Genomic DNA, 21,816 nt, shown 5'->3' on the forward strand with positions numbered 1-21,816 from the left:
CCTGGGAACCGGTCACGCCCAACACCACGTACAAGCGCACGGCCCGCGTGTACAGCCCGTACCCGTCAGAGCATCGCTCCTGTTCAACGCTACGCAGTGTCCGCAACCGTTGACCTCATGAAGTCAGCAACTCCCCCGAACGGGCATATGCCACAACACCGCGCACCCGAACGCGAGTTCACCATGCGCTTCACCTCAACCCCACGCGGTGCCCGCCTCGCCCGCCGACTCGTCTCACACCGCCTGAACGACTGGGGCCACTCGTACGCGACCCCGATCAACGAGACGCTCACCCTCATCACGGCGGAACTCACCGCCAACGCCGTACGACACGGCCACGTCCCCGGCCGGGACTTCCACCTCCAACTCACCCTGGCCGAGGGCACCTTCCGCATCGAGGTGACCGACACCCGTGCCGAGAAACAGCCCCCGTCCACTCCCCCGAACCCCGACACCGCATCCGAGTCCGGCCGGGGCCTGCTCCTCGTCGCCGCCCTCGCGGACGACTGGGGCGTCACTCCTCGCCTGGCCGCCCCCGGCAAAACGGTATGGGCGCAGCTGCGCGTACCGACCGGAAGCCGCCCGCCCACTTACCAGGCGGCGGCCCCTTGTCCGACCGACTCGGTATCGGCGTACGAGCACAACACCGAGTCGTTTCCGGCTACTTCTTCACTGCCACGCGACGGCCTCGGGTTGCGGCCGGGGGCTGCCAGTTACGGAGATCGTCATCCGTGAGTCCGTGTTCGCCCTGCTTCTGCTGGCGGTAACCGGCGAAGAAGTCCGCCGGAGAGCCGCTGTAGAGCATGTCGAACTCGTTGTGCCACTGGGACAGCCACGGCTGGAGTTCCAGCAGGCCGGCGAGGAACGGCGTGATCTCCTCGGTGGACAGCGCGGTGTTGGTGAAGTACGTCGCGAGGGCCTGCGCCTGCTCCCGGTGGTCCCAGCCGGCCCACCCGTACAGCTCGGGGGTGGCGGCGTTGGTCTGCCCGTAGGAGATGAACCGCTCCTTCGGCACGTCGAGCTTGCCGCGCGCCTTCCAGTAGGAGACGCGCAGGAAGTCGGCCGAGGTGTACTTCGGTGGCACGGGGATGGAGTCCCGGATCTTCCGCTTGGCGGGCTCGTCGGGCGCGGCGTCCTCCTTGCGCTGGAGGTCCCACACCTCTTCCCAGTCGGCGCGCTTCTTCAGCCCGGAGGGCTTGTAGCGCAGGGCAGGGAGAAACGGCACGTGCTCGTCGGTGATCAGCTCGGCGACAACCTTCGCGAGTTCCTTGCGAGGCGCGTAGAGCTTAGCGACGGAGACGAAGTCCTCGTCGCGGGAGAGCGCTTCGGTAAGGCGGGCCAAGGTGAGGATGATGGACTGACCGTTCTCGTCGAACCAGAAGTTGCGGTTCTCCATACGGTCGAGCAGCCAGGAGCGGAGGGCCTTCTCCTGCATAGCATCCCAGCCTTCAGCGGCCCAACGGCGCTTGTACTCAGGGCGCTCGACCGCACTAATGGCACGAGACGATTCAATGGCGTTGATGCGCTTCTGAACGACCTCACGATACTCGGCGGGCCAGTGAGACGGAATCTCGGTAATCGGGGTGGACCCATGACGGGCAAACCATGCCGTCTCCTGTTCCCCCCGCCTGACTTGCCGCGCGAGTACAATTTCGAAGGAGCGTTCGCCTAGTGCGAGTTCCGGGATGTCAGGGTCATCGGAATTATCGGAGACGCGAAGATCCTCAGGATAAAGGTCATACAGGAAGTAGACTTGCCAGTCCAGCTCCTCTTGAAGGGCCAGCATCCGAGCGCGAGTGGATTCCCACTTAGCCCTAGCTTCGCGAAGGGCGCGTGCCGTAGGGGCGCCATCAGCGACCAAGGCAGCGGGGCTGTTGACCGCTAGATGCTGGGCGAGGTTGTCGAGGGCCGTGGCTAGAGCGGCAGGGCACTCGGCAGGAACAGGGAAACGCTCCAACTTAGTTCCCGTGAACTCATAGCGCTCTTCCCACGCCTCATCCTGCATGCCGCGCCCGTTGCCGCCTCCAGCCTTGGGTTGACTCACTTGCCTCAGCCAAAACCCAGCAGCCGAGCTGTTAAGTAGTCCCAACAACTGCAGGTACCCCTCCTCGCTCCCCCCCTTCGGCAACTTAATCACCGGAGACGACTGTTTGAACACCTTCCCACCCCGGTCCAAAACGAAGTGGTTATGCGTGGCAACAAATGCAAAATTGATCGTCCAATCATGGGCACCGGGACTTGGAGTGGTTTGGTGCCATTCATACCACCGTCGACCATCCGTAAAATACGTCCCCTTTGAGAAGGTGGCACGATTCCCCATCGTGGTTCGCGCCGGCCACAACCATTTGTACGCTTGGGAAGCATGAGGCAGCTCACGAAGCATCAGGTCCTCGGTGTACGGAAAGAAGCTATAAGTGTCACCATCTCGCACCCAGTCTCGCAATTCATCACCGAGCACCAGATCCTTACCGAAGGATTCCTCTGCCCCACGTCGCACCCAAGCTGCTCGAGTCGTCAACATGATGTCGTCAGCGTTTGTCATGCCAAAGACCCCGAGTCGACTGGTCAAGGAAGAAAGTTTGGTCGCGCAAGCTTCGTCGAGCCGCTCGACCATCTCAAGTCCACCATCGGCCAAAATCCACGGCTGACGCCCGAAGTACTTCCCTCGTGCAAGATCATCTACTGATACCCACTGGCTAACCGAACCAGGCATGTCGATTTGCGCCACAATCGCCTGCCAAACCAACCCGTCCTCGGCGTTGCCTGGCACAGACGGCTCGCCCTGGACACTACGAACCGTCCGGATGACGGGCGATCGCCCGTCTCCGCCTCGCTGCCTTCCCACGAGAATGACAGTCGGCGTGCCATGCCCTGGGATGTAGGCTCCCGAGGTGTCAATTACCTCAGTCAACTCCACTGCGTGACCGAAATATTGCTCGATAAGCTTGGTCCCAAACTCACGCTTCATAAAAGAGTTTGCGGTGATCTGGCCAACCATTCCATAGCCATGTCCCGTAGCGTCCCCGCGCTTAGCCAGCTCGAAGAAACGCTGAGCGAACGGAACCGACAAGGCATACTTGCCAGAACACGCCGGATACATCTCCCGATACAGCTCGTTAAGCGTCTTGTCCTTGACCGTGATGTACGGCGGGTTCCCCACCACCACGTGATACCGCCCCGGCCGCAGGATCTCCGGGTGCAGGTGCACATCCTCCGTGGCGTACTTGAACTCGGCCAGTTCGTCCGCGAGGTCCTCGTCCACCCCGCCGAACAGGTTGCCCTGCTGAGAGCGGCGGGCTTTGATCAGCGAGTCCCCCACCGCCAAATGAATCGGCCACTCGTACTTCGCCGCCTCCGCCAGCGTCCGCACCTCACCCGCCGCCATCGCCGCAACCAGCAACCGGAACCGAGCAACAGCCACCGCGAACGGATTGATGTCCACCCCGTGCACTGAGTCCAGCGCAGCCCGCACCCGCTCATGCGCATCTCGCCCCGGCTGCCCCTCCCCCCACAACCGCACCAACCGCCGAAACGCCCCCAGCACAAAGTGCCCCGACCCACAAGTAGGGTCGATCATCTTCAGTTCCTCGTATCCGAACTCCCGCACAGCCGGATTCATCGTCCTGTCGAGGATGAACTCCTCCACGAACTCCGGCGTCTGGAGCAGCGCGTACGTCTTCCGCGCAGCCTCACTCAGGTCCTGGTACAGATCCCCCAGGAACCGGGTGTCCCAGCCCTCCGTACCGTCCTCGTTCAGCGGGTCGGTGAAGTCATGGACAAGGAAACCCCCCTCATCCCTCCCCCGCCAGAACTCGACCAACTCCCGCGCACCGTCGTGCGACAGCGGAACCTGGTACAGCGGATTATGCCGCTCATCAAAAAGCAGCCGCCCCGCCTGCCCCTGCCCCAACTCCTCGAACGCCTTCTCCAGCCACCCCCGGTACGTCGGATCCTCGTCCGATTCCACATACGCGTCGTACCGAGACTCCGCCAACTCCCGCCGGTCGCCGTCCGGCCCCGTCAGGTACGGCTCCGGGATCAGGCGGTTGTCCTCGCAGAACCGTACGAACACAGTCCCCAGCACCCACGCCACCGCGACCTGTGTGACCCGCTCGTCCAGCCACGAGGTCCACGTCGCCGCCGTACGACCCAGCTTGCGTGCCTGGTCGTACTCGGACTTCAGACGCGCGCCGACATCGCCCAGCGCCTTCACCTGTCGCCCGAGGTCGGTCTCGACCGCCTTGACCTGCTGCTTCAGGTCGTTCAACAGAGCCTTGCGGTCGATCACTTGACGTCTCCCTCGACACCACTGGCACCAGCACTAGCCACAACCTCGCCGGACCCGCGATGGGCGTTGCCCACCCACGTGTCCGGAAGCTGAATCCACTCGCCCAGGCCGGCCTGGTACGGCACGGCCACCTGCCCGAGCCGGGGCTCGCGCGAGGGATCGCTCTGCGGGACCAGGAGCCACAGTCCCCGCCCGCCCCGCCGGGCCGCCGACGCCAGCCGGTCCAGGACGCCCATCGCGTCGTAGCGCGCGAACACCCCGGCCTCCGTCAGCAGCACAGGACCGGCGGGACCAACAGGGCCGGCCCCGCCCCCGCCCCCGTTGCCCAGCAGCTCCGTGATCCGGGGCTCCACCGCACCCCACGCCGTCCGCACGTACTCCGCGAACCGCACCGCACCCTTCGAACCCGGCTCGGCGGCGTCCGCCTTGAGCAGGGTCTCCCAGGTGGGCTTGGTGCCCGGCGTGACCTGCGCGTGCAGGGCCTCCAGGAACAGCTCGGTCACCGACACCGCATCCGTGCCCAGCCGCCCGGCACCCAATTCCCGCAGCGCGTCCCGCACCAGCTGCTGCCGTACGGTCAGCACCCGGTACCCGTCCCGGCGGGCCGACGCGAGCAGCCGTTCCTCCGCGCGTACCGCGCCCGCGAGCTGCGGGTCGTCGGCGTACCGGGTCACCGCACCCGTACGCGTCGACTGGCGCCACGCACCCGTCGTCAGATAGCTCGACGCGTCGTCCACCCGCGTCGGCAAGTAGCGCAGCACGCCCTCGCGTTCGTGCATGCTGAGCGACAGTTCGAAGCCGGCGTCGCGCAGCGCCTTGGTGAGCGGGCCGCCCGTCGGCAGTTCGTGGTGTGTGCCGCCACGCCCGTCGGGGACGACCATCTCCGGGAAGCGAGCACGGACCCGCTCGTGCACGGCCTCGCCGGTCAGCCCCGGCTGCTGTCCCTCCGGCATACCCGGGATCCAGCGGACGAGCCCCGCCTGTGTGAGGCGCAACGCCCTGACCAGCGACAGGTCCCGCGAGTAGATCTCCAGGCGCGGTGTGGCGGCGGCGTTCACGGATGCGGCAGCCGCCAGCTCCACCATGCGCCGCTCGTCCCAGTCCACCGCGCCCGGTGGCACCGTCAGCGCGCCCAGTTCGGCCAGGACGGTCGCCGCCGTCGGCAGGGTGTCCAGCTTGGCGAGGCGGTCGGCCGTCTTGCCGAGGCGGGTCGCGTACTCCAGCAGGCCGGGCGCGGTCGGGGTGTCCGGGCCGTCGTTCTCCCGTACATCGAGGGCGAGCAGGCCGGCGCCCAGGGACTCGTCCGTCGCCTTGCGGTTCGGCTGGTGCTGGAACTCGGCTTCCTGCGGCAGCAGTTGCTCGCCCTCGACCACGGCCCGTACGGCCGCCAGCGCCATCGCCCGCCGCTGCTCGCGCCCCGCGAGATGCGTGCCGCGCCGGACCGCCAAGGCATCCGCGATCTCCACCGCCGAAGCGACCCGTCCCATGCTCGCCAGGAGGTCGATGATCTCCTCGCGCAGTGCCTGGACGGCGGGCTCCGCCTTCCACCGCTTGCGCTCGTCCTTGAGCATCTGCGGGATACGGCCGTGGCTCAGGGCGAGCGCGTCCGCGACGTCCTTCTGCTTCGGCCAGACCCCGATGTCGGGCAGCACGCCGTGCTCGTCGGGCAGGCGCAGCAACAGCCGTACCATCTCCGCCTTGTTGCGGTTGGAGCCGTTGTTGTTGACGGCGGGCACGAAGACGGTGGCGAGGGTGTCGAGGCTGACGGAGCGGAGCGTGCGGGGGGACAGCGCGCCCGCCGAGGCGCCCGTGGCGAGTTCGCCGACGAGGGCCGACTCGGCGGCGGTGAGCTGCTCCAGCTCCTCCTTGGCCTCCGCGCGGCCCTTCGGCGTCAGCGGCGAGACGGGGATCTCGCGCAGCCGCTCGCCCCACTCGCGCTGACGCTGCTGGACTTCGTTGCGGGTCTTGGCGCCGAGGCCGGGGGCGTTGACGAGCTTGCGGCGGCTGTAGTCGAGCAGTTCGCCGACCGTGGTGATGCCGAGGCCGTAGAGGAAGGACTGGGCGGCGGGCGTGAGGCCGGAGACGGTCAGCGGGGTGTCGCGGGTGACCTCGGCGGCGAGGCGGTCGCGCTGCTGCTCGGCGGTCTCCGGCTCGGCGTCCGCGATCGCCACCGCGGCGGCGCCCTCGGCGGGTGTCCCCTCCCCTGCGGTCGCGGGGGCCGGGTGGCGTGAACGGTGGCTGGACGGGACGGTCTGGGAGGCGTCGAGGAAGACCTTCCGCCAGGCGTCCCGCATCGGCTTCAGCTCGGGGAACCGCTTGCCGGCGTCGCGGTGCAGGGCCTTCTGGAAGAAGGCGACGAGACCGTCCCGTACGGCCGGGTCGAAGGCCTCGGCCGCGATGGTCGGGTACGGCCACTCCTTCGCGTCGGTCATACGCGGCAGGACACTGCCGTCGCCCCACTTGGGCAGCTCGCCGGAGGCCATCTGGTGCAGGGTGACGGCGACGGCGTACCGCTCGGCGTGCGAGTCGTACGAGCCGCGGGTGATGACGTCGACGAAGGGGTCGAGGTAGCCGTCGGTGCCCGCGTTGGTGCTCTTCGCCGGGTAGCCGGCGAGGGAGAAGTCGATGAGGACGAGTTCGCGGGTGCGGTTGGGGCGGATGCGGATGGCGATGTTGTCGGGCTTGATGTCGCGGTGCCAGACGCCCTCGCCCTCCAGGAAGTCGACGGCTCCGAAGAGGTAGTCGCCGTACGCCTCCAACTGGTCCACCTGGAGGCGGCCGTTGTCGCGGAGCTGGCGGGCGACCGTCTCCTCACGGCGGCGCGGGCGGCCCCCGCCCTCGGTGCTCTGTCCGTTGTCGTCGCGCTCGTCGCCGACGTACTCCAGTGCCAGGACGGTACGGCCGCCGATGTGCAGCGGCTCGGGTTCGACGAGGCGGATGATGCCGGAGTGGGGGCGCAGGCGTCCCATGGCCTCGGCCTCGCGGGCGAGGATCTCGCTGCGGCTGTCGGAGAGGGCGACCTTCAGCACGGCCAGCGGGCGGGTCCTGCGGGCTTCGGCCTGCAGATCGCGGACAAGGAAAGCGCGGCTGGTGGAGCCCGTGCCGAGGCGGCGGCGGATCTCCCACCGGCCGGCGAACACGTCACCGGCGACGGCCTCCAGCGGGTCCTTGTCGGCGGTGGTCCCGTCGTCCTCGTCGGCCGGCCCCTCCGTAGCGATGGCCGCCTGGGCCGGGGCGGTGAGGGAGTCCTCGACGACCTCCAGCAGCTCCAGGAACTCGTCCACGCTGGACAGGCGCTGGCCCGGCCGGTAGGCGGTGGCGGCCTGGACCAGCTCGTCCACGTCCTCCGACAGGCCGTCCACCAGGGAGCTGGGGCGCAGGCCCTCCCCCGCCTCCAGTCGGGCCAGCAGCTCGGCCTGGCTGGCGGCCGGGGCCTTGCCGGTGACGAGGAGGTAGGTGAGGACGCCGAGCCCGTACACGTCGAGGTGGACCGGGTCGGGGTTGAGGGCGGTGAGTTCGGGGGCGAGGTAGGCGTCGGCGTCGTCGGCCAGGTGCATCGCGGACAGGGCGGTCGGCGCGAAGCGGGTCATGCCCTGGCCCTGGGAGGAGTCGCCGCTGCGCTGGGTGGCGATCTGCCAGTCGGAGATCTGGAGGTGCGGGGTGAGCCAGGCGGCCTCCTCCCCGACGGCCCGGCCCTTCCTGCCGCGCGGCCGGGGGACGACGAGCACGGAGCGGGCGGCGAGCGCCCGGTGGTGGATGCGGCTGGAGTGCGCGGAGCGCATGGTCTCGGCGAGCTGGCGGACGAGTGCCATCCGGCCGAGGATGTCCAGCTTCTCGCCGTACTGGACCAGGTACTCGTCCAGCTTCAGGGTGTCCGGGTGGTAGTCGAAGATGAGGGAGGGGCCGGCCGCGTGTCCGGAGGGGAAGTACTGCTTGAGTTCGACCACGCCCGGGTGCTTGAAACGGCCCAGCACCGCGGCTTCGCGCCGGGCGGCGTTCTCGACGGACTGGCGCAGGGAAGCGTCCGAGCCTCGCTCGCTGAGGTAGATGCGGACGCGGGCGGCCTCGGGGAGGTCGCTGTGGCGGGCGAGGTAGTCCGCCCAGGTGGGACCGGAGTCGAAGGACTTCCGCTCCAGGTCGTACGGGCCGACCTTGTACTGCGCGTCGCTCTTGCGGATGCCGATGTTCTTGAGGGCCGCCTCGATCTCGCGCGAGCCGATCGCGGTGATACGGCGCCGCTCGTCGCGCGGGGGCTGCCCCAGCATCTCGACGAGCTGGTGGACGGTGTAGACGCCGTTCTGGTCGTGGGCGGGCAGCCGTACGCGGAGGCTGTTGTCCGTGAAGCAGACGGCCTCTGCGACCCAGACCCGCTTGTTGCCGGGCAGCGCAAGCAGGCCGGCGAGTTCCTTGGCCTTGCGGTTGACCAGGTGCAGCGGGTTGCCGTGCGTACGGCGGCGGCCGCCGGGTGTGGTCTGCACCCAGGTGCCGTTCTCGGACGTGACCGAGCCGTGCCAGTCCTTCAGCTCGATCATGCAGACGCCGCCGGGAGTGACGACCAGGAGGTCGACTTCCCGGACGTGACCGGTGTTCGCGGTGAAGGTGAAGTTCGACCAGGCACGCCAGGGGTCGGAGTCCGGCAGCTGCTCCCGGATCGCCTCCAGGCCGCGGCGTTCGTGATCGAACTCGGACTCGGTGACCGTGACCCACCGGCCTTCCCGCATGCCTGTTCCCCGCTCCTCGTGCCTTCAGCGGCCGCCGTTCCCCATGGTCAGCCCCTCGATAATGATCCTAGTGGCCGCCTGTGGCTTGAGAAGGGGTGGTGAAGAAACGGGACCATGGGACATGCGGCCCGCAGGACCGGCCCGGTCCGCGTCGCGCAAAGGAGCGGCGAGAGGCCCCGTGAACGGGCCGTACCCGTACGCACCCGCAGCGCGAAGAAGAGACCGAAGGTGAACTCACACTCCCCGCCCGCCCCGCAGCAGCCGGGTTCCGACGCTCCGGGCTCCTGATCCGCGGCGAACAGATCGTCGCGGAGCTCGCCACCTACGCGGTGCTGCATGGGCCACGTCCCAGAACTCGACTTCCACCGGTGAGGAGGGTGTTCTCCCCGCCCGGCAGCGCTGACCGGAAACACGTTCGCCCCACCTCGGGGTACATAGGCTCGCTCTTCCGTGTGCCCTGGTCCGGCACACGTCATGACGATGAAGCCGATCACCTCGGGGGTGGAGATGGCACAGGAATCGATCCGTCCGTATCCGGTGGGTGAGCTGCTGGCAGCGGTCCGGCTGGAGGTCACCGCCGAGCTGCGCAGCGACGGCAAGGACGAGCAGAAGGTGGCCCTGTCGAAGGGCCGCCGTACCTCGCACTCCGAGGCGCGGCACGAGTACCTGTTCCAGTGCCGCAAGTGGCAGGACGGCCTCGACGGCAAGCCCGTGCTGGTCCGGCCATCCCGCTCCACCGGTGACTGGGCGCCGGCCGAGGCCAAGCGGCTTCCGGACGGCGGTGTGCGCCTGACCACCGCCGTGGACCTGGGCGACTCGCCCGCGAACGTGCAGATACGCGAGGACGACGCAGCCGGATGGCGCACGCTCGCCGAACGCCTGGAAGCAGTGGGACAGCCGGAACACCCTGTGCGTGTGGAGAGTGCCGGGTGGATGGTCGGCCGGGGCAGCCCGCGGCTCGGCAGCGACCGCTCGATGGCCCGGTGGGTGGCCGACTGGGCGTCCTTGCAGCTCAATTCCGGACAACGTCAGGCGGTCTCCCAGGCTCTCGCCAGCGAGGTCACCTTCCTGTGGGGGCCGCCCGGCACCGGCAAGACCGATGTCGTCGGACACATCATCGAGGGAAGTTACCGACAGGACCTCACGGTTCTCTTCCTGGCGCCCACCAAGGTCGCCGTCGACCAGGCCCTGGAACGCGTCTGCGACCTTCTCTCCGCGGAGACCGGCTTCCCCGACGGGCTCGTGCAGCGCGCCGGAGACATCACGGTCCCGTCGCTGCGGGACAGGTACGGCGAGCAGGTGGATCCCGACCGGATCGCCGCGCGGCTCTCCGCGACGCTGGACGCCGCACTCACCGAACGCGCCGCCGCCCTGCGCACCGCTCAGGCGGGCATCGCCGCGCACGACAAGGTGGGCGTCGTCCGTGCCGATCTCGCGACGGCCCAACAGCAGTACACGCAGTCCACGCAGAGCCGCGACGCGGCGAACTCAGCCCAGGCCTGCGCCCGCAGGGAGATCGCCGAGCAGACCGCCCTGATCGAGAAGGTCGGCGCTCCACGCGGCCTGTTCGCCGACCGGAAGCAGAAGCAGCTGGACGACGCACGAGTAGCCGTCACCGGAGCCCGTACCCGCCTGGAGTCGATCGCGTCGAACCTCGCCGCTGCCGAACGTGCCGGGCGGCATGCCATGGCGGAAGTGACCCGGCTGCGGTCCGTCCTGTCGGCCGAGGAGACAAGGGTGTCCGGCCTGCCGAGCCGGGCATCGCTGGTGTCGCAGGCCGACAGGCTGCAACAGGAGATCAACACGCTGGAAGAGCAGCGGCGGGCGATCAAGGACACGGTCCGTTCGAAGTGTCGGGTCCTCGGTGCGACCGTCGCCAAGGCCGTCCAGTCGCACAAGCTGCTCGACCGGGTCGACGTGGTCGTCATCGACGAGGCGGGGATGGTCGATCTTCCCTCCGCCTGGTACGCGGCAGGTCTCGCCGGGAAGCGGGTCGTCGTGGCGGGCGACTTCCGCCAGCTTCCGGCGGTGACCAAGGGCAGCGGCGACCGCAAGGCGACGCCGGAGGAACGCGACCACGCCCTGCAGTGGTGCGCGCGGGACGTCTTCCACGCGGCGGGCCTGGTCGGGGAGGCCGGATCCGTCCGGCCGGACAATCGGCTCGTGGCGCTGAACACCCAGTACCGGATGCGCGGTCCGATCTGCGATGTGGTCAACACCGTCGCCTATCCGGACGCGCCCTTGTCCACAGGACGGGCGGACGGCTCTCGCATTCCGTTCAACCCGCTGGTCGACGCGCCCGTGATCCTCATCGACACGTCGAAGCAGCGGATCGCCGGGCGCGACCACCTCACCAACACGGTGCACGAGGCGGCCGTCCACGAACTCGTGCGCGGTCTGCAGTACGAGGGCGTCCTGCCCGGCCGCAAGGCGGAGGACGTACCCGCGGGGGAGCAGGCCACGGACCGGCTGGCGGTGATCGCCCCGTACCGCGCGCAGGTGCAGGCCCTCAAGAACAGCCTGTCGTACCGTTTCGGGACGTCGTACGAAGGTCTCGTGGACACCGTCCACCGGTTCCAGGGGAGCCAGCGACCGATCGTCGTCCTCGACACCACGGCCGGATCCGGCAGGTCGCCCGGGTACTTCTTCAGCGGCAGCGGCCTGTCCTCGCACACCTGCCGGCTCCTCAACGTCGCACTGAGCCGGGCGCAGGACCACCTCGTCGTCCTTGCGGACGTCGAGCACCTGCGTGAGCACCTGCCCGTCGGCAGCGAGGCGCTGCGCATGCTCGATCACCTGGAGGCGAACGCGCAGTGCATGTCCGTGGACCAGCTCATCCCGGTCCGTGACGCGGCCCAGCTGTCGGCCCTGTCCGACGAGGAGCTGGCCCGGCCTGCGTTCTTCCCCGCGGACGAGGTGCCCGCGGCCGTTCAGTGGGACATCGCGAGGACCACTCGCACGATCGAGTTGTACTCACCCTTCCTCGATCGCCAGCCGGTCCGCACCTGGTCGGCCCATCTTGCGAAGCGGGTGGTGGACGGCGTTCAGGTGACGGTCAGGACCCGGGACCCGCAGGAGCAGACGACCGATACGGCGGCTGCACGTGTTCGGGAACTGGTCGACGAACTGCTTTCGGTGGGCTGCCGGGTCGAGTTCCGCGAGCGGATGCACGAGAAGGTGCTGATCCTTGACGGGAGTGTGCTGTGGCACGGCTCGCTCAATCTGCTGGCCAACAAGGGCCCCACCGACCTGATGATGCGGCTCACGGACCCGGTGGCGTGCGAGCGGGTGGGGCGGGTCATCGAGCGTGCCCGCAAGGAGAGGGCCGCGTGGAACCCGCGGACGACAGGCGCGGACAAGGCGGGCGGAGCGGGCCGTTCCGACGGAGAACGCCTCTATCTGGAGGTCCCCTACGCGGACAAGGACGAGGCGAAGAAGCGGCTCGGCGCGCGGTGGGATCCCGACCGCCGCAAGTGGTATGTGGACGCCGCCAAGGTGAGCCGGGAGCAGGCCGCGCGCTGGCTGCCGCCGTCATCATGACGTCCTCCCGGCGGTCGCAGGCGCCGCCCGGATCCACACACAGCCCTCACGGACGACGGAGAGCCGCCCGCCCCCGGCAGGCCCGGACAGGGCGCCTCACTCGCATGCCTGCACAACTCCAGTTGCAGTAGGGTTATTTGTGCTGCGCATCCTCCCGGAGGGGTACGAGCGCGGAGTTCATGTGCCGGTCGGCGGCATGTGAGCAGTGGTGGTGAATCGCCACGCGGACACGCGTGGTGTGTGAGCGGATGCCCGGTGGGCCGTCCCCCCACCATTCCTGCTCACGGCCAAGGAGTGGTCACCTGTGAACCCTGCCGAGTACAAGCCTGCGCGTTTCGCCTGGTTCCGTAAGGTCCTGGTGGACGTCGCCATCAGTGTCGTCGCCAACGTGTTGGTGGCGGCGATGATGTCGGCAGCGCACCTGCTTTTCTGAAGCAGGCGAGTGGCGGGCACCGGGAGCCCGCCGCTCCACCTTGAGCGCAGGGCTCAGAACAGCATCATGTCGTTCTTCCGCTTGGCCTTGCTCTGTGCCCGTCGGGCCCTGCGGCTCCGCGCGGCCCCGCTGTGCCGCGCGATCCTCAGCTCGGGAGGGATGGTCGACTGCGTCGGCCGGAGCCCCTGCACGTCGGTCTTCCCCACCAACTTCCTGAGGTGACGCCGGGTCTCCTCGTCCGTGGAGTAGAGGACGGTCGCCCGGCTCGCTCTGGTCAGCAGGACGTGGTAGGCGTGACGCACGCAGCGGGCGAATTCGTCGTCGTCGAGGGTGCTGGTTCGAACCTTCGGATCGAGCGAGCCCGGCTTCGCGACCCGCATGACACCAGCCGCCAGGCCCTTTCGCTGTTTTCCTCGCCGGAAGACCCAGCGGTCGGTACGCCAGACCATGTCATCGCCCATGATCACCCCACACCAGTCCCACTCAAGACCTTGCGCGGTGTAGACACAGCCGACCTGGCCGATTCCGGCGTCGTGTACCGGCCAGATCCTCGACGGTGGCTCGCCGTTGGCGCAGAAGGACTCACTGGACGCGTTCCATGGACGGTGCCAGCCACCTATGCGTACGTCCTTCTCGAGGTTCTTGTTCTCGTCCGGCTTGCTCCAGGGCCAGCAGTAGCCGGCCACCATCCGGGCGGTCGCTCCTGCCTCGAACTCGGTGCGGACGATGTGCTCCATCTCGTCGGGTGTGTCGACGACTTCGATGTGCATGAGTCCGTCCGGGACCCAATCGTGCGGCTCCTGCGTCGAAACGCCGAGCAATGCCCGAACCCAGCGGAGGTAGGCGTCACTGCCTCCACATCGGTACTGCTCCGTCAGATGGTAGCGACGGACAAGCGCATCGCGGCGTCGCGCGGCATCCTCGATATGTTCCACGGTGCCGACGTCGTGCGGGCGCACGGTCTGGCCTGCGTCGAGAAAGAAGACCGTCAGACGTGACGCATCGAGCAGTTCGTCCACCTGCGGCTTCGTGCCCTGCTTCTCCGCAGGGAGGCGGTAGTTGGTGGTCTTGTCCCTCAGCCGGTGCGCCTCGTCGCAGATCAACACGTCCAGCGGCGGACTCGGCGCATTCACGAAACTGCTGAAGTACGCGAAGCGCTCCCGGAACTCGGCCGCGGTGTATCCGACGTTCTCCTTGATCGCGGCGTTGAAGGCCCGCGAACCACTCGCGTACTTCACCGTACGACCTGCGGCTTCAAGATCGGCTCGCAGTTGCAACCCGACGGCGCTTTTCCCGGTGCCAGGCCCTCCGCTGATCAGGAAGACGGCATGCTGTGGACGGGGCACGATCGCCGCTCGGTCCGGGCTGTCCAGAATCAGCTCCGAAGCATCGAGTACGTCATCGGCGACTTCCCTCTGGCGCCCCCGCAAGGTGAAGACCGTGTCCTCCCCGCACGAGTTGACCATCGCTTCGAGCAACGGCGTGTTCCGGAGATTCATCCGGTGCAGTATGTACTCGGCCGAGGAGTAGTCGTCCTCGGCTGTGAAATGGCGCTGCAAGTCGCTGAGAAGCCTGGCCCGGGTATCACTCGTGTACGTGTGCGCGTAGGGGCCTGTAGGCGCGTCGACGCCGAGCAGTGGCCGGACGGATTCATTCGTGGCGTTGTGCAGATAGGCGAAACCACCGCACTCGAACTGCAGCCCGTTCAGCGGACCTGTGGGGCCGGTGAACAGCGCGTGGTATTCGCTGAGTTGGAGGGCAGGGTGTTTGACGGGGTCGTCGATCCCGTCGACGTACACGAGATCAGCTGTCGCAGCCTCCACCCTCGTCACCGCCGACCACTGTTTCAACTCGACGAGCTGGACGGAAAGGGTGCCTTCCGCGGGGTGCCTGCCCACGAGAACCACATCGATCTGCCCGTCCGTACCAGGGCCTTCGGATTCCTCCACGGTCGGCGAGCATTCGACGATCATCTCGACGTTGCCCCGCTCGGCGGCCACCAGGTCCTCAGCGAGAGAGACAAGGCTTCTGGCCCAGGCGGAGCGCTCGCCGTCAGAGGACTCACCTCGCCCGAAGTGCACCCAGCGGGCGGCCAGGTGCGGCACCAGGCGACGCCGTGCGTGCAGGGCCAGCAGGTCTCGCGCCGCCAACCGCAGCAGGAGCATGGACACGAGGAGGTTCCCCCAGGGCACGAGTGACTCGTGCGGGTGGGGGCGTGTCCACAGAGGAAGCCCGTCGGGCCGCGACCGGTTCGGTGATCTTAGGCAGAAAGCGGCTCACCCAGGGAACGGCGATCCTCTTTCGGCCTGTTCGACCGAGTGGCTTGGCCGATTCACGGCAATCTCGGTTGTCCGGCCGTGGGTACCGCGGTCACGTCGCGGCCAGATTCCGCGTCGGCTGTCCCCCGAGTTCCCGCAGCTTCTCCCGTGTCTCCGGGTCCGTCGAGTACACGATCGTTCCGACCATGCCGCGGGTCAGCAGGACCTTGTAGGTGTTGCGGATCAGGCGGTCCACGTCGGCGTCCGGGGTGGACTTCTTGAAGACCGGGTCCTTGGACGCCGTACGGTCCGTGACCCATCGGTCGCCGCGCCACACAAGATCCGGGCCGATGATCACGCCGGACCAGTCGTACTCGAAGCCCTGGGCGGTGTAGACACAGCCGATCTGTCCGAAACCTGCCGGGTCAGTGGCCCACAGAGCGGCCGGCGGCGCACCGGAGACGGAGCGATCACCACGCAGATTCCAGGGGCGGGCCCAGTCCCCGATGACGACGTCGGGCGGGAGCGGATCGCCTGGTTTGGGTTCCGGGGACCAGCGCCAGCAGTAACCCGCGGACATGCGGGCGCCGTAGCCGTGGGTCCGCCGGGCTTCGAGGAAGGCTTCCATCTCCTGCGGGCTGTCGGCGACCGACAACCGCATGCGGTCGTCGGGTTCCCACACCACCGGCCCGCCCGGCTCCAGGCCGAGGAGCCGGACCACCCAGCGCAGGTAGGCGTCACTGCCCCCGCAGCGGAACTGGCTGTCCAGCGGGATGACGTGGCACGGGATGTCCCGCTTCGCCGCTGCCGCCTTGATCTCGGCGACCGTCCCCATCTCGCCGGGACGGACGACCTGGTGCTCGTCGAGGAAGAAGACGGGCACGTAGGCGACGTCGATGAGTTCGTCGATCTGGGCCCTGCCGGTACGGTTCTCGGCGCGCGTGTAGCGGTTGGCCGAGGTCTCCCGAATGCGGTGCGCCTCGTCGCAGATCAGGGCACCCAGGCTGTTCTTCTCGGCCGTCATGAAGCTGTTGAAGTACTTGAACAGGTCCTGGACTTCTCGCCTGCGAGCTCCGGCGACCTTCCTCATCGTCTTCGTGAACGACTGCGAGCCGGTGGCGTGCAGTGCGGGAACACCGCGACGGTAGAGCTCGCCGAGCAGTTGGAGAGCGATCACGCTCTTGCCGGTGCCGGGGCCACCCGTGACGATGACGACTTCCTTGCGGTCGGAGTGCTTCGCCTTCTCCACCGCGTTGAGGACCATGCGATACGCGACCTGCTGCTCGTCGAGAAGGACGAACTGTGTGCGTTCGCGCACCTCCTCGGCGGCCACGGACATCAGCTGCTTCGACGGCACCGTCGCGCCTGCGTGGAGTTCGTCCGCTGCCCTGGCCCCTGGGTGCTTGTCGCTCAGCCTCGAACGAAGGTGGTCGAGGAAGGCGCCGCGGCGTTCCGCGGTGAAGAGCAGTCCATGGCCGTCGTACTCGATCTCCCGCAGCCCGGTCACGCCGAACTCGGTGGCGTTGTGCAGAAATGCCACTCCGGCCACCCGGTGCCCGTGTTCGGATACCGCCCCGTTGAAATTGACGAGGTACTCGCAGTAGCGGCGCACCTGCTCGATGGGGTTGAGGACCGGCTGGGCGTATGCGTCGACATGGCACAGGGTGAGGTCGTCCTCGTGGGGCAAAGCCTGGCTCCACTGTTTCAGCTCCACCACGACGTACGACGGGTCTCCCGTGACCGGGTGCACACCGGCGAGTACGACGTCGGCCCGCTTGCTGTTCAGCGGGAGCGCGTACTCCAGCATGACCTCCACGTCTCCCAGGCCGGCGTCGTTGAGTGCGGCTGCCAGGACGGGGATGCTGCGTTCCCAGGAACGCACCTCCGAGGCACCGGGCCGATAGCCGTGCATGTGGACGAAGTTGTCGGTGAGGTGCAGGAACAGCGAACCGTCGAGTGCCATGACGGCGACCGTTTTCGCGGACGCGCGGAACAGCAAGGACTTCCCCCAGGCAGCACGAAAGGACTCGTGCGGGTGGGGGCATGTCCTTCGAGACTCCACCGGGGTGGAGCGGAAGCCCGTCGGGCCGCGTTGACGATGTGTTTGAGGGTACCTGGCGGTCTTGAGGCTCGCCGAGTCGTTCTTCGCCACCATCAAACGGGAGTTGCTCGGCACGAGCTCCTGACCCAGCCGGGCCGCCGCCCGCACCGCGATCTTCGACTTCCTACGTGGCCACACGGTCCGCTTTACACCGGTGCGGAACAGGGTCTGGCCAAGTCCCTGATTTCGCCAAAAGGGCCGATGACCAGCGCTTTCACTGGTCATTGGCCCTTGAGGGCAGACGAGTCGGGCTGTACGCCAGTACAGCCCGATCAAGCCGACAGCGAAGCGTGCCGGTCATCTGGAGGCCGTTGTCATGTCTGGGTTGCCGTAGTAGGCGTCGGTGCCGTGCTTGCGGGTGTAGTGGCGGTCGAGCAGGTGGCTGAGCGGTGGGGCGGTCGGGGCGAGGCTGAGGGTCTGGAGCGCGATATCGGCGACGGCCTCGTAGATGATCGCGTCGGTCCACCGGGACGGACCCGGCCAGCGTGCCCATCAGCGTGGACTTCCCGGCGCCGTTCTCATTGACGAGTGCCATCGTCTTGTCCTTGCCCAGCGCCTTCTCCGCGGCCAGGGTGTACGCCCCGGTGTCGCCCTGCTGGTACGGCACTGCACCACAGTGCCGAAAATGACGCCGGACTTGATGAACTTCAGCGTCTGGGCGTCGGAGTCGTCCGACACGATGTGCACGGAGCCGGACTTGCCCGCCGAGGTCACCGCCTGCGCCAGCGCGGGGCCGTCGTAGGAGTGGACCCCGTACAGGCCGTTGACGTCGGGGTTGTTGGCCAGGATGGTCTCCGCGTCGGAGGCCACGGTCCCGCCGACGGTCTCCGGCCGTTGGCATGGCGGTGCCTGGGAGGCGGGCGGGGATGGTCGGTGGTGGTGCAGTCAGCAAGCACAGGCGGGCGAGTGGCCTGCTGTGGCCGTGCGAAAACGCCGACCGTGGTGAACGGCCGCGGTGAGGGCGGCACGGTGACGATATGTGAGTGCCTGACGGTGGGTCAGGTCGTGGGGGCCATCGGACCGGAAGACGGCTCGCCTCGCCGGGATCGCGACCCAAGTGGCTTGGCAGCAACGGTCGTTCGGCATATGGCACTCGCCGTGACGACCCCTGGTGATCGGGGTGGTCCCCCAGCCGAATGGCCGGCGCTCACGCTGACGGGAAGCGGTCCATGGCGGACTTCCCTTTCTCAGTGCAGGCCGGTGGTGCGACCGGGGCGACGCCGGTCAGCGCCGGGGGCGGGTGGCCGAGGTTCGCACCACAAGAGTGGGCGGGATGACGATGTGGGGTGTCTCGCCGGACGCCGGGATCCCGGCGTCGGGATCGCCGACGATCTCGATCAGCGCCCGCAGGGCACGTCGGCCGAGTTCGTCGAAGTCCTGACGGACGCTGGTCAGCGACGGGCCGAAGTACTCGGTCTCCGGCATGTCGTCGAAACCGACGACGCTGATGTCCTCGGGCACCCGGTGCCCGGCCTGTTGCAGGGCTCGCAGCAGGCCGAGGGCCATGTGGTCGTTGGCGCAGAACACCGCGGTGACATCGGGGTCGGCGGCGATCCGCTGACCGAGCTCGTACCCGGTGCCGGCCGTCCAGTCGACGCCGCCCAGCGGTTCGACCACCGGAGCGCCACGCTTCCCCAGCATGTTGCGCCAACCGGCCTCGCGCTCCTGCGCGTCGAGCCAGGAGCGCGGCCCGATCAGATGGTGCACCGTGCGATGACCGAGGTCGAGCAGGTAGGAGGTGGCGAGTTCGGCACCCGCCTCGTTGTCCACGGCGACCGAGGCCAGCGAGGTGTGGGTGCCGCAGCCGACCGCGACCAGGGGCACGTCCGACGGCACGTTCGCCAGTGCGGCGACCGCGGTGCTCTGCGGCGCGATGACGATGATCCCCTCCACGCCCTGGTCCCGAAGCCGGTCGACGGCATCCAGTACCGAGCGCCGGTCGAGCGTGCCGATCGCGGCCACGGTGACGAAGTACTCGTGCTGTCTGGCCGCCTGCTCGATGCCGTAGAGCATGCAAGCCGGGCCGTACAGCGTGGTGTTGAAGCTGATCACACCCAGGGTGCGGGTGCGGCGGGTGGCCAGGGTGCGGGCGGCGGCGTTGGGGCGGTAGCCGAGTTCACGGACGGCGGCGAGCACACGGTCCCGGGTGGCCGGCCGCACGTTCGGGTGGTCGTTGAGGACCCGTGAGACGGTCTGGTGCGAGACGCCCGCGACCTGGGCCACGTCCGCCATCACCGGTGCACGATCCGCGTCCATGCTCCACCTTCTCACGCACCATCATGTATCCGATCCGGCGCCTTCTCCGATGGGGGGCAGCGCGTCGTGGGCGAATTGTTAGCGCACACATCCTGAGGGTCAAGGCGCTCCAACCGCTCTCTTTCGGAATTCTCAACCGGATCGTCAGGCCCTAGAACCGCTCTGACCTGCCCATTTGTCGCCGCCAGCGTCGCCTACGCAATGCCGACCGGGCGCCGGAGCTATGGGAGTGCATGACCTTTGTTTCCACACTCTTGACTGTTCAGCAGTGTTGACCGGATGTTCATCCCGGCGTAAAAAGACGGAGTCGCGAGACCGGTCGATCATCATCGACCTCGCGAGAACAGTGCAGGCACAGCATCCCGGTCCAGCTCCAACAGGGCGTCCGACAGGCCGACCGTACCCCCGTCCCCATACAGCTCGGATGAGTGGCGGCATCCGAGAGCCCCCCTTGTTAGCGCTCACAATTCCCCTGCCGAGCGGGTCGAACCCAAGACGGAAGAGGTCCACAGTGATAGCCACACATCTGAGAGGGCTCCGGCTGAGGGTGGTGGGCGCGGTCCTGGCACTGCTCGCCGGCATCCTGGCCGCCACCATCAGCACCGCGGGCACGGCCCAGGCCGCCTCGTCGCTGCCCTGCGACATCTACGCTTCCGCCGGGACGCCCTGCGCCGCGGCGCACAGCACCACGCGGGCGCTCTACGCCTCTTACAACGGCTCTCTCTACCAGGTCAAGCGCGCCTCGGACTCCGCCACCACGAACATCGGCGTACTCAGCGCCGGCGGCTACGCCAACGCCGCGGCGCAGGACTCCTTCTGCTCCGGCACGACCTGCGTCATCACCAAGATCTACGACCAGAGCTCGAACCACAACGACCTGACCATCGAGGGGCCGGGTGGCAACGGCGGACAGGACGTCGGCGCGATCGCGAACGCTCTGCCGGTCACGGTCGGCGGCCACAAGGCGTACGGCATCTTCGTGAACGCCGGCGTCGGCTACCGCGACAACAGCACCACGGGCATCGCCACCGGCAGCTCCCCCGAGGGCGCCTACATGGTGACCAGCGGCCACCACGTGAACAACCGCTGCTGCTTCGACTACGGCAACGCCGAGACGTCCGGCAACGACACCGGCAACGGCCACATGGACGCGATCAACTTCGGCACGGAGTGCTGGTTCTCGTGTTCCGGCGCCGGATCGGGCCCCTGGGTCGAGGCGGACCTGGAGAACGGGCTCTTCTTCGGAGGGAACGGAGCCAACTCGAACAACAAGGGCAACTCCAGCGAGTTCGTCACCGCCCTGGAGAAGAACAACGGCAAGACCACCTACGCCATCAAGGGCGGCAACGCCCAGTCGGGCAGCCTGACCACCTGGTACAACGGGGCCCTGCCCAACCTCGGCGGATACACCCCGATGCACCTGGAAGGCGCAATCGTCCTGGGCACCGGCGGTGACAACAGCAACGGTTCGGCCGGATCCTTCTTCGAAGGCGTCATGACCTCCGGATATCCGACGGACGCCGCCGACAACGCCGTACAGGCCAACGTCACCTCGGTCGGCTACACCACCCCGACCGCGACCTTCCCGGTCGCCGGCACCGCCTACCGCCTGACCAACGTGAACAGCTCCAAGGTCCTCGACGCCGTCAACTGCGGGACAGCCAACGGAACCGCGATCGACCAGTGGGCCTCGCTCGGCAACTCCTGCCAGCAGTGGAAGTTCGCCGGCGCGGGCAACGGCCACTACACGATCACCAACGTCAACAGCGGCACGGTCCTGGACGACGAGAACTGCGGTCAGTCCAACGGCACGGCCGTCCAGCTGTGGGCCTCGCTCGGCAACACCTGCCAGCAGTGGGACGTCACCGCCGTCGGCAGTCACTACACCATCAGCAACGTCAACACCGGCACGGTGCTCGACGTGACGAACTGCGGAACGGCCAACGGGACCGCGGTCCGTCAGTGGCAGCAGCTCGACAACACCTGCCAGCAGTGGAACATCGCCCCCTGACCGAACGACCGACTCGCCGATGGCCCGCCAACCTCCCCAACGGCGGACCAACGGCCTGTCTTGGAACGCGATCGGTGGACGGGCCGCCAAGCTGCCCGGACCTCACCCTCCACAGCCGGCCCGGAGCGCACTGATCCGCGCCTGGGCTCCACGCACATCCAGCCGCCGCCGGCAGAAAGGCACTTACCTCTCTCCCCCGGGTCAGCCT

At 67.9% G+C, this 21,816-nt stretch carries 10 protein-coding genes and 1 pseudogene; 4 read left to right on the plus strand and 7 right to left on the minus strand.

Going from position 1 to position 21,816, the window contains the following annotated elements; all coding sequences use genetic code 11:
* Positions 1-147: 147 nt before the first annotated feature.
* Entirely contained in the window at positions 148-735 is a 588-nt protein-coding gene (locus tag OG870_RS13700; protein ID WP_443063461.1) for an ATP-binding protein, read from the plus strand.
* Here the strand turns inward: OG870_RS13700 and pglX are convergent.
* Together pglX and pglW are read right to left on the minus strand one after the other, a co-directional pair.
* A complete protein-coding gene (pglX, locus tag OG870_RS13705; RefSeq protein WP_327690913.1) occupies positions 662-4,288 on the minus strand; it encodes a BREX-2 system adenine-specific DNA-methyltransferase PglX in 3,627 nt (1,208 codons plus the stop codon). The genes OG870_RS13700 and pglX overlap by 74 nt on opposite strands.
* Complete coding sequence (gene pglW, locus OG870_RS13710) at positions 4,285-9,009, minus strand: BREX system serine/threonine kinase PglW (RefSeq protein WP_327690914.1); 4,725 nt, start codon at positions 9,007-9,009, stop codon at positions 4,285-4,287. Before pglW ends, pglX begins: the two co-directional genes overlap by 4 nt.
* A 474-nt stretch (positions 9,010-9,483) precedes the next feature.
* Here pglW and OG870_RS13715 point away from each other — a divergent pair, with 474 nt between their 5' ends.
* Both OG870_RS13715 and OG870_RS13720 read left to right on the plus strand, forming a co-directional pair.
* Entirely contained in the window at positions 9,484-12,549 is a 3,066-nt protein-coding gene (locus OG870_RS13715) for an AAA domain-containing protein (protein ID WP_327690915.1), read from the plus strand.
* Positions 12,550-12,853: 304 nt separating this feature from the next.
* A complete protein-coding gene (locus OG870_RS13720) occupies positions 12,854-12,982 on the plus strand; it encodes a DUF6408 family protein (RefSeq protein WP_266585070.1) in 129 nt (42 codons plus the stop codon).
* Between the two features lie 53 nt (positions 12,983-13,035).
* Here the strand turns inward: OG870_RS13720 and OG870_RS13725 are convergent, their stop codons facing one another.
* The 5 genes and pseudogenes from OG870_RS13725 to OG870_RS13745 form a co-directional block, all read right to left on the minus strand.
* Entirely contained in the window at positions 13,036-15,147 is a 2,112-nt protein-coding gene (locus tag OG870_RS13725) for a DUF2075 domain-containing protein (protein WP_327692303.1), read from the minus strand.
* Positions 15,148-15,352: 205 nt separating this feature from the next.
* Positions 15,353-17,239, minus strand: coding sequence for a DUF2075 domain-containing protein (locus OG870_RS13730; protein ID WP_266923881.1), 1,887 nt, complete (start codon positions 17,237-17,239; stop codon positions 15,353-15,355).
* 399 nt (positions 17,240-17,638) lie between these two features.
* Positions 17,639-17,797 (minus strand): annotated as a pseudogene (gene araD / locus OG870_RS13735) (L-ribulose-5-phosphate 4-epimerase); the annotation flags it as partial.
* A 36-nt stretch (positions 17,798-17,833) separates the two neighbouring features.
* Positions 17,834-18,151, minus strand: coding sequence for a hypothetical protein (locus OG870_RS13740; RefSeq protein WP_327690916.1), 318 nt, complete (start codon positions 18,149-18,151; stop codon positions 17,834-17,836).
* A gap of 414 nt (positions 18,152-18,565) precedes the next feature.
* The gene (locus tag OG870_RS13745) at positions 18,566-19,597 is read right to left on the minus strand and encodes a substrate-binding domain-containing protein (protein WP_327690917.1); all 1,032 of its coding nucleotides are present in this window, start codon (positions 19,595-19,597) and stop codon (positions 18,566-18,568) included.
* A gap of 511 nt (positions 19,598-20,108) precedes the next feature.
* Between OG870_RS13745 and OG870_RS13750 the strand changes: the two genes are divergently transcribed.
* Entirely contained in the window at positions 20,109-21,608 is a 1,500-nt protein-coding gene (locus OG870_RS13750) for an arabinofuranosidase catalytic domain-containing protein (protein ID WP_327690918.1), read from the plus strand.
* Positions 21,609-21,816 lie beyond the last annotated feature (208 nt).

The organism is Streptomyces sp. NBC_00461 (assembly GCF_036013935.1).
Lineage (GTDB): Bacteria > Actinomycetota > Actinomycetes > Streptomycetales > Streptomycetaceae > Streptomyces.

Bases quoted from the DNA above. Each gene is read 5' to 3' on its own strand.
- OG870_RS13700 (WP_443063461.1), top strand. From the start codon at position 148: ATGCCACAACACCGCGCACCCGAACGCGAGTTCACCATGCGCTTCACC.
- OG870_RS13725 (WP_327692303.1), bottom strand. From the start codon at position 15,147: ATGCTCCTGCTGCGGTTGGCGGCGCGAGACCTGCTGGCCCTGCACGCA.
- OG870_RS13745 (WP_327690917.1), bottom strand. From the start codon at position 19,597: ATGGACGCGGATCGTGCACCGGTGATGGCGGACGTGGCCCAGGTCGCG.
- pglW (WP_327690914.1), bottom strand. From the start codon at position 9,009: ATGCGGGAAGGCCGGTGGGTCACGGTCACCGAGTCCGAGTTCGATCAC.
- OG870_RS13715 (WP_327690915.1), top strand. From the start codon at position 9,484: ATGACGATGAAGCCGATCACCTCGGGGGTGGAGATGGCACAGGAATCG.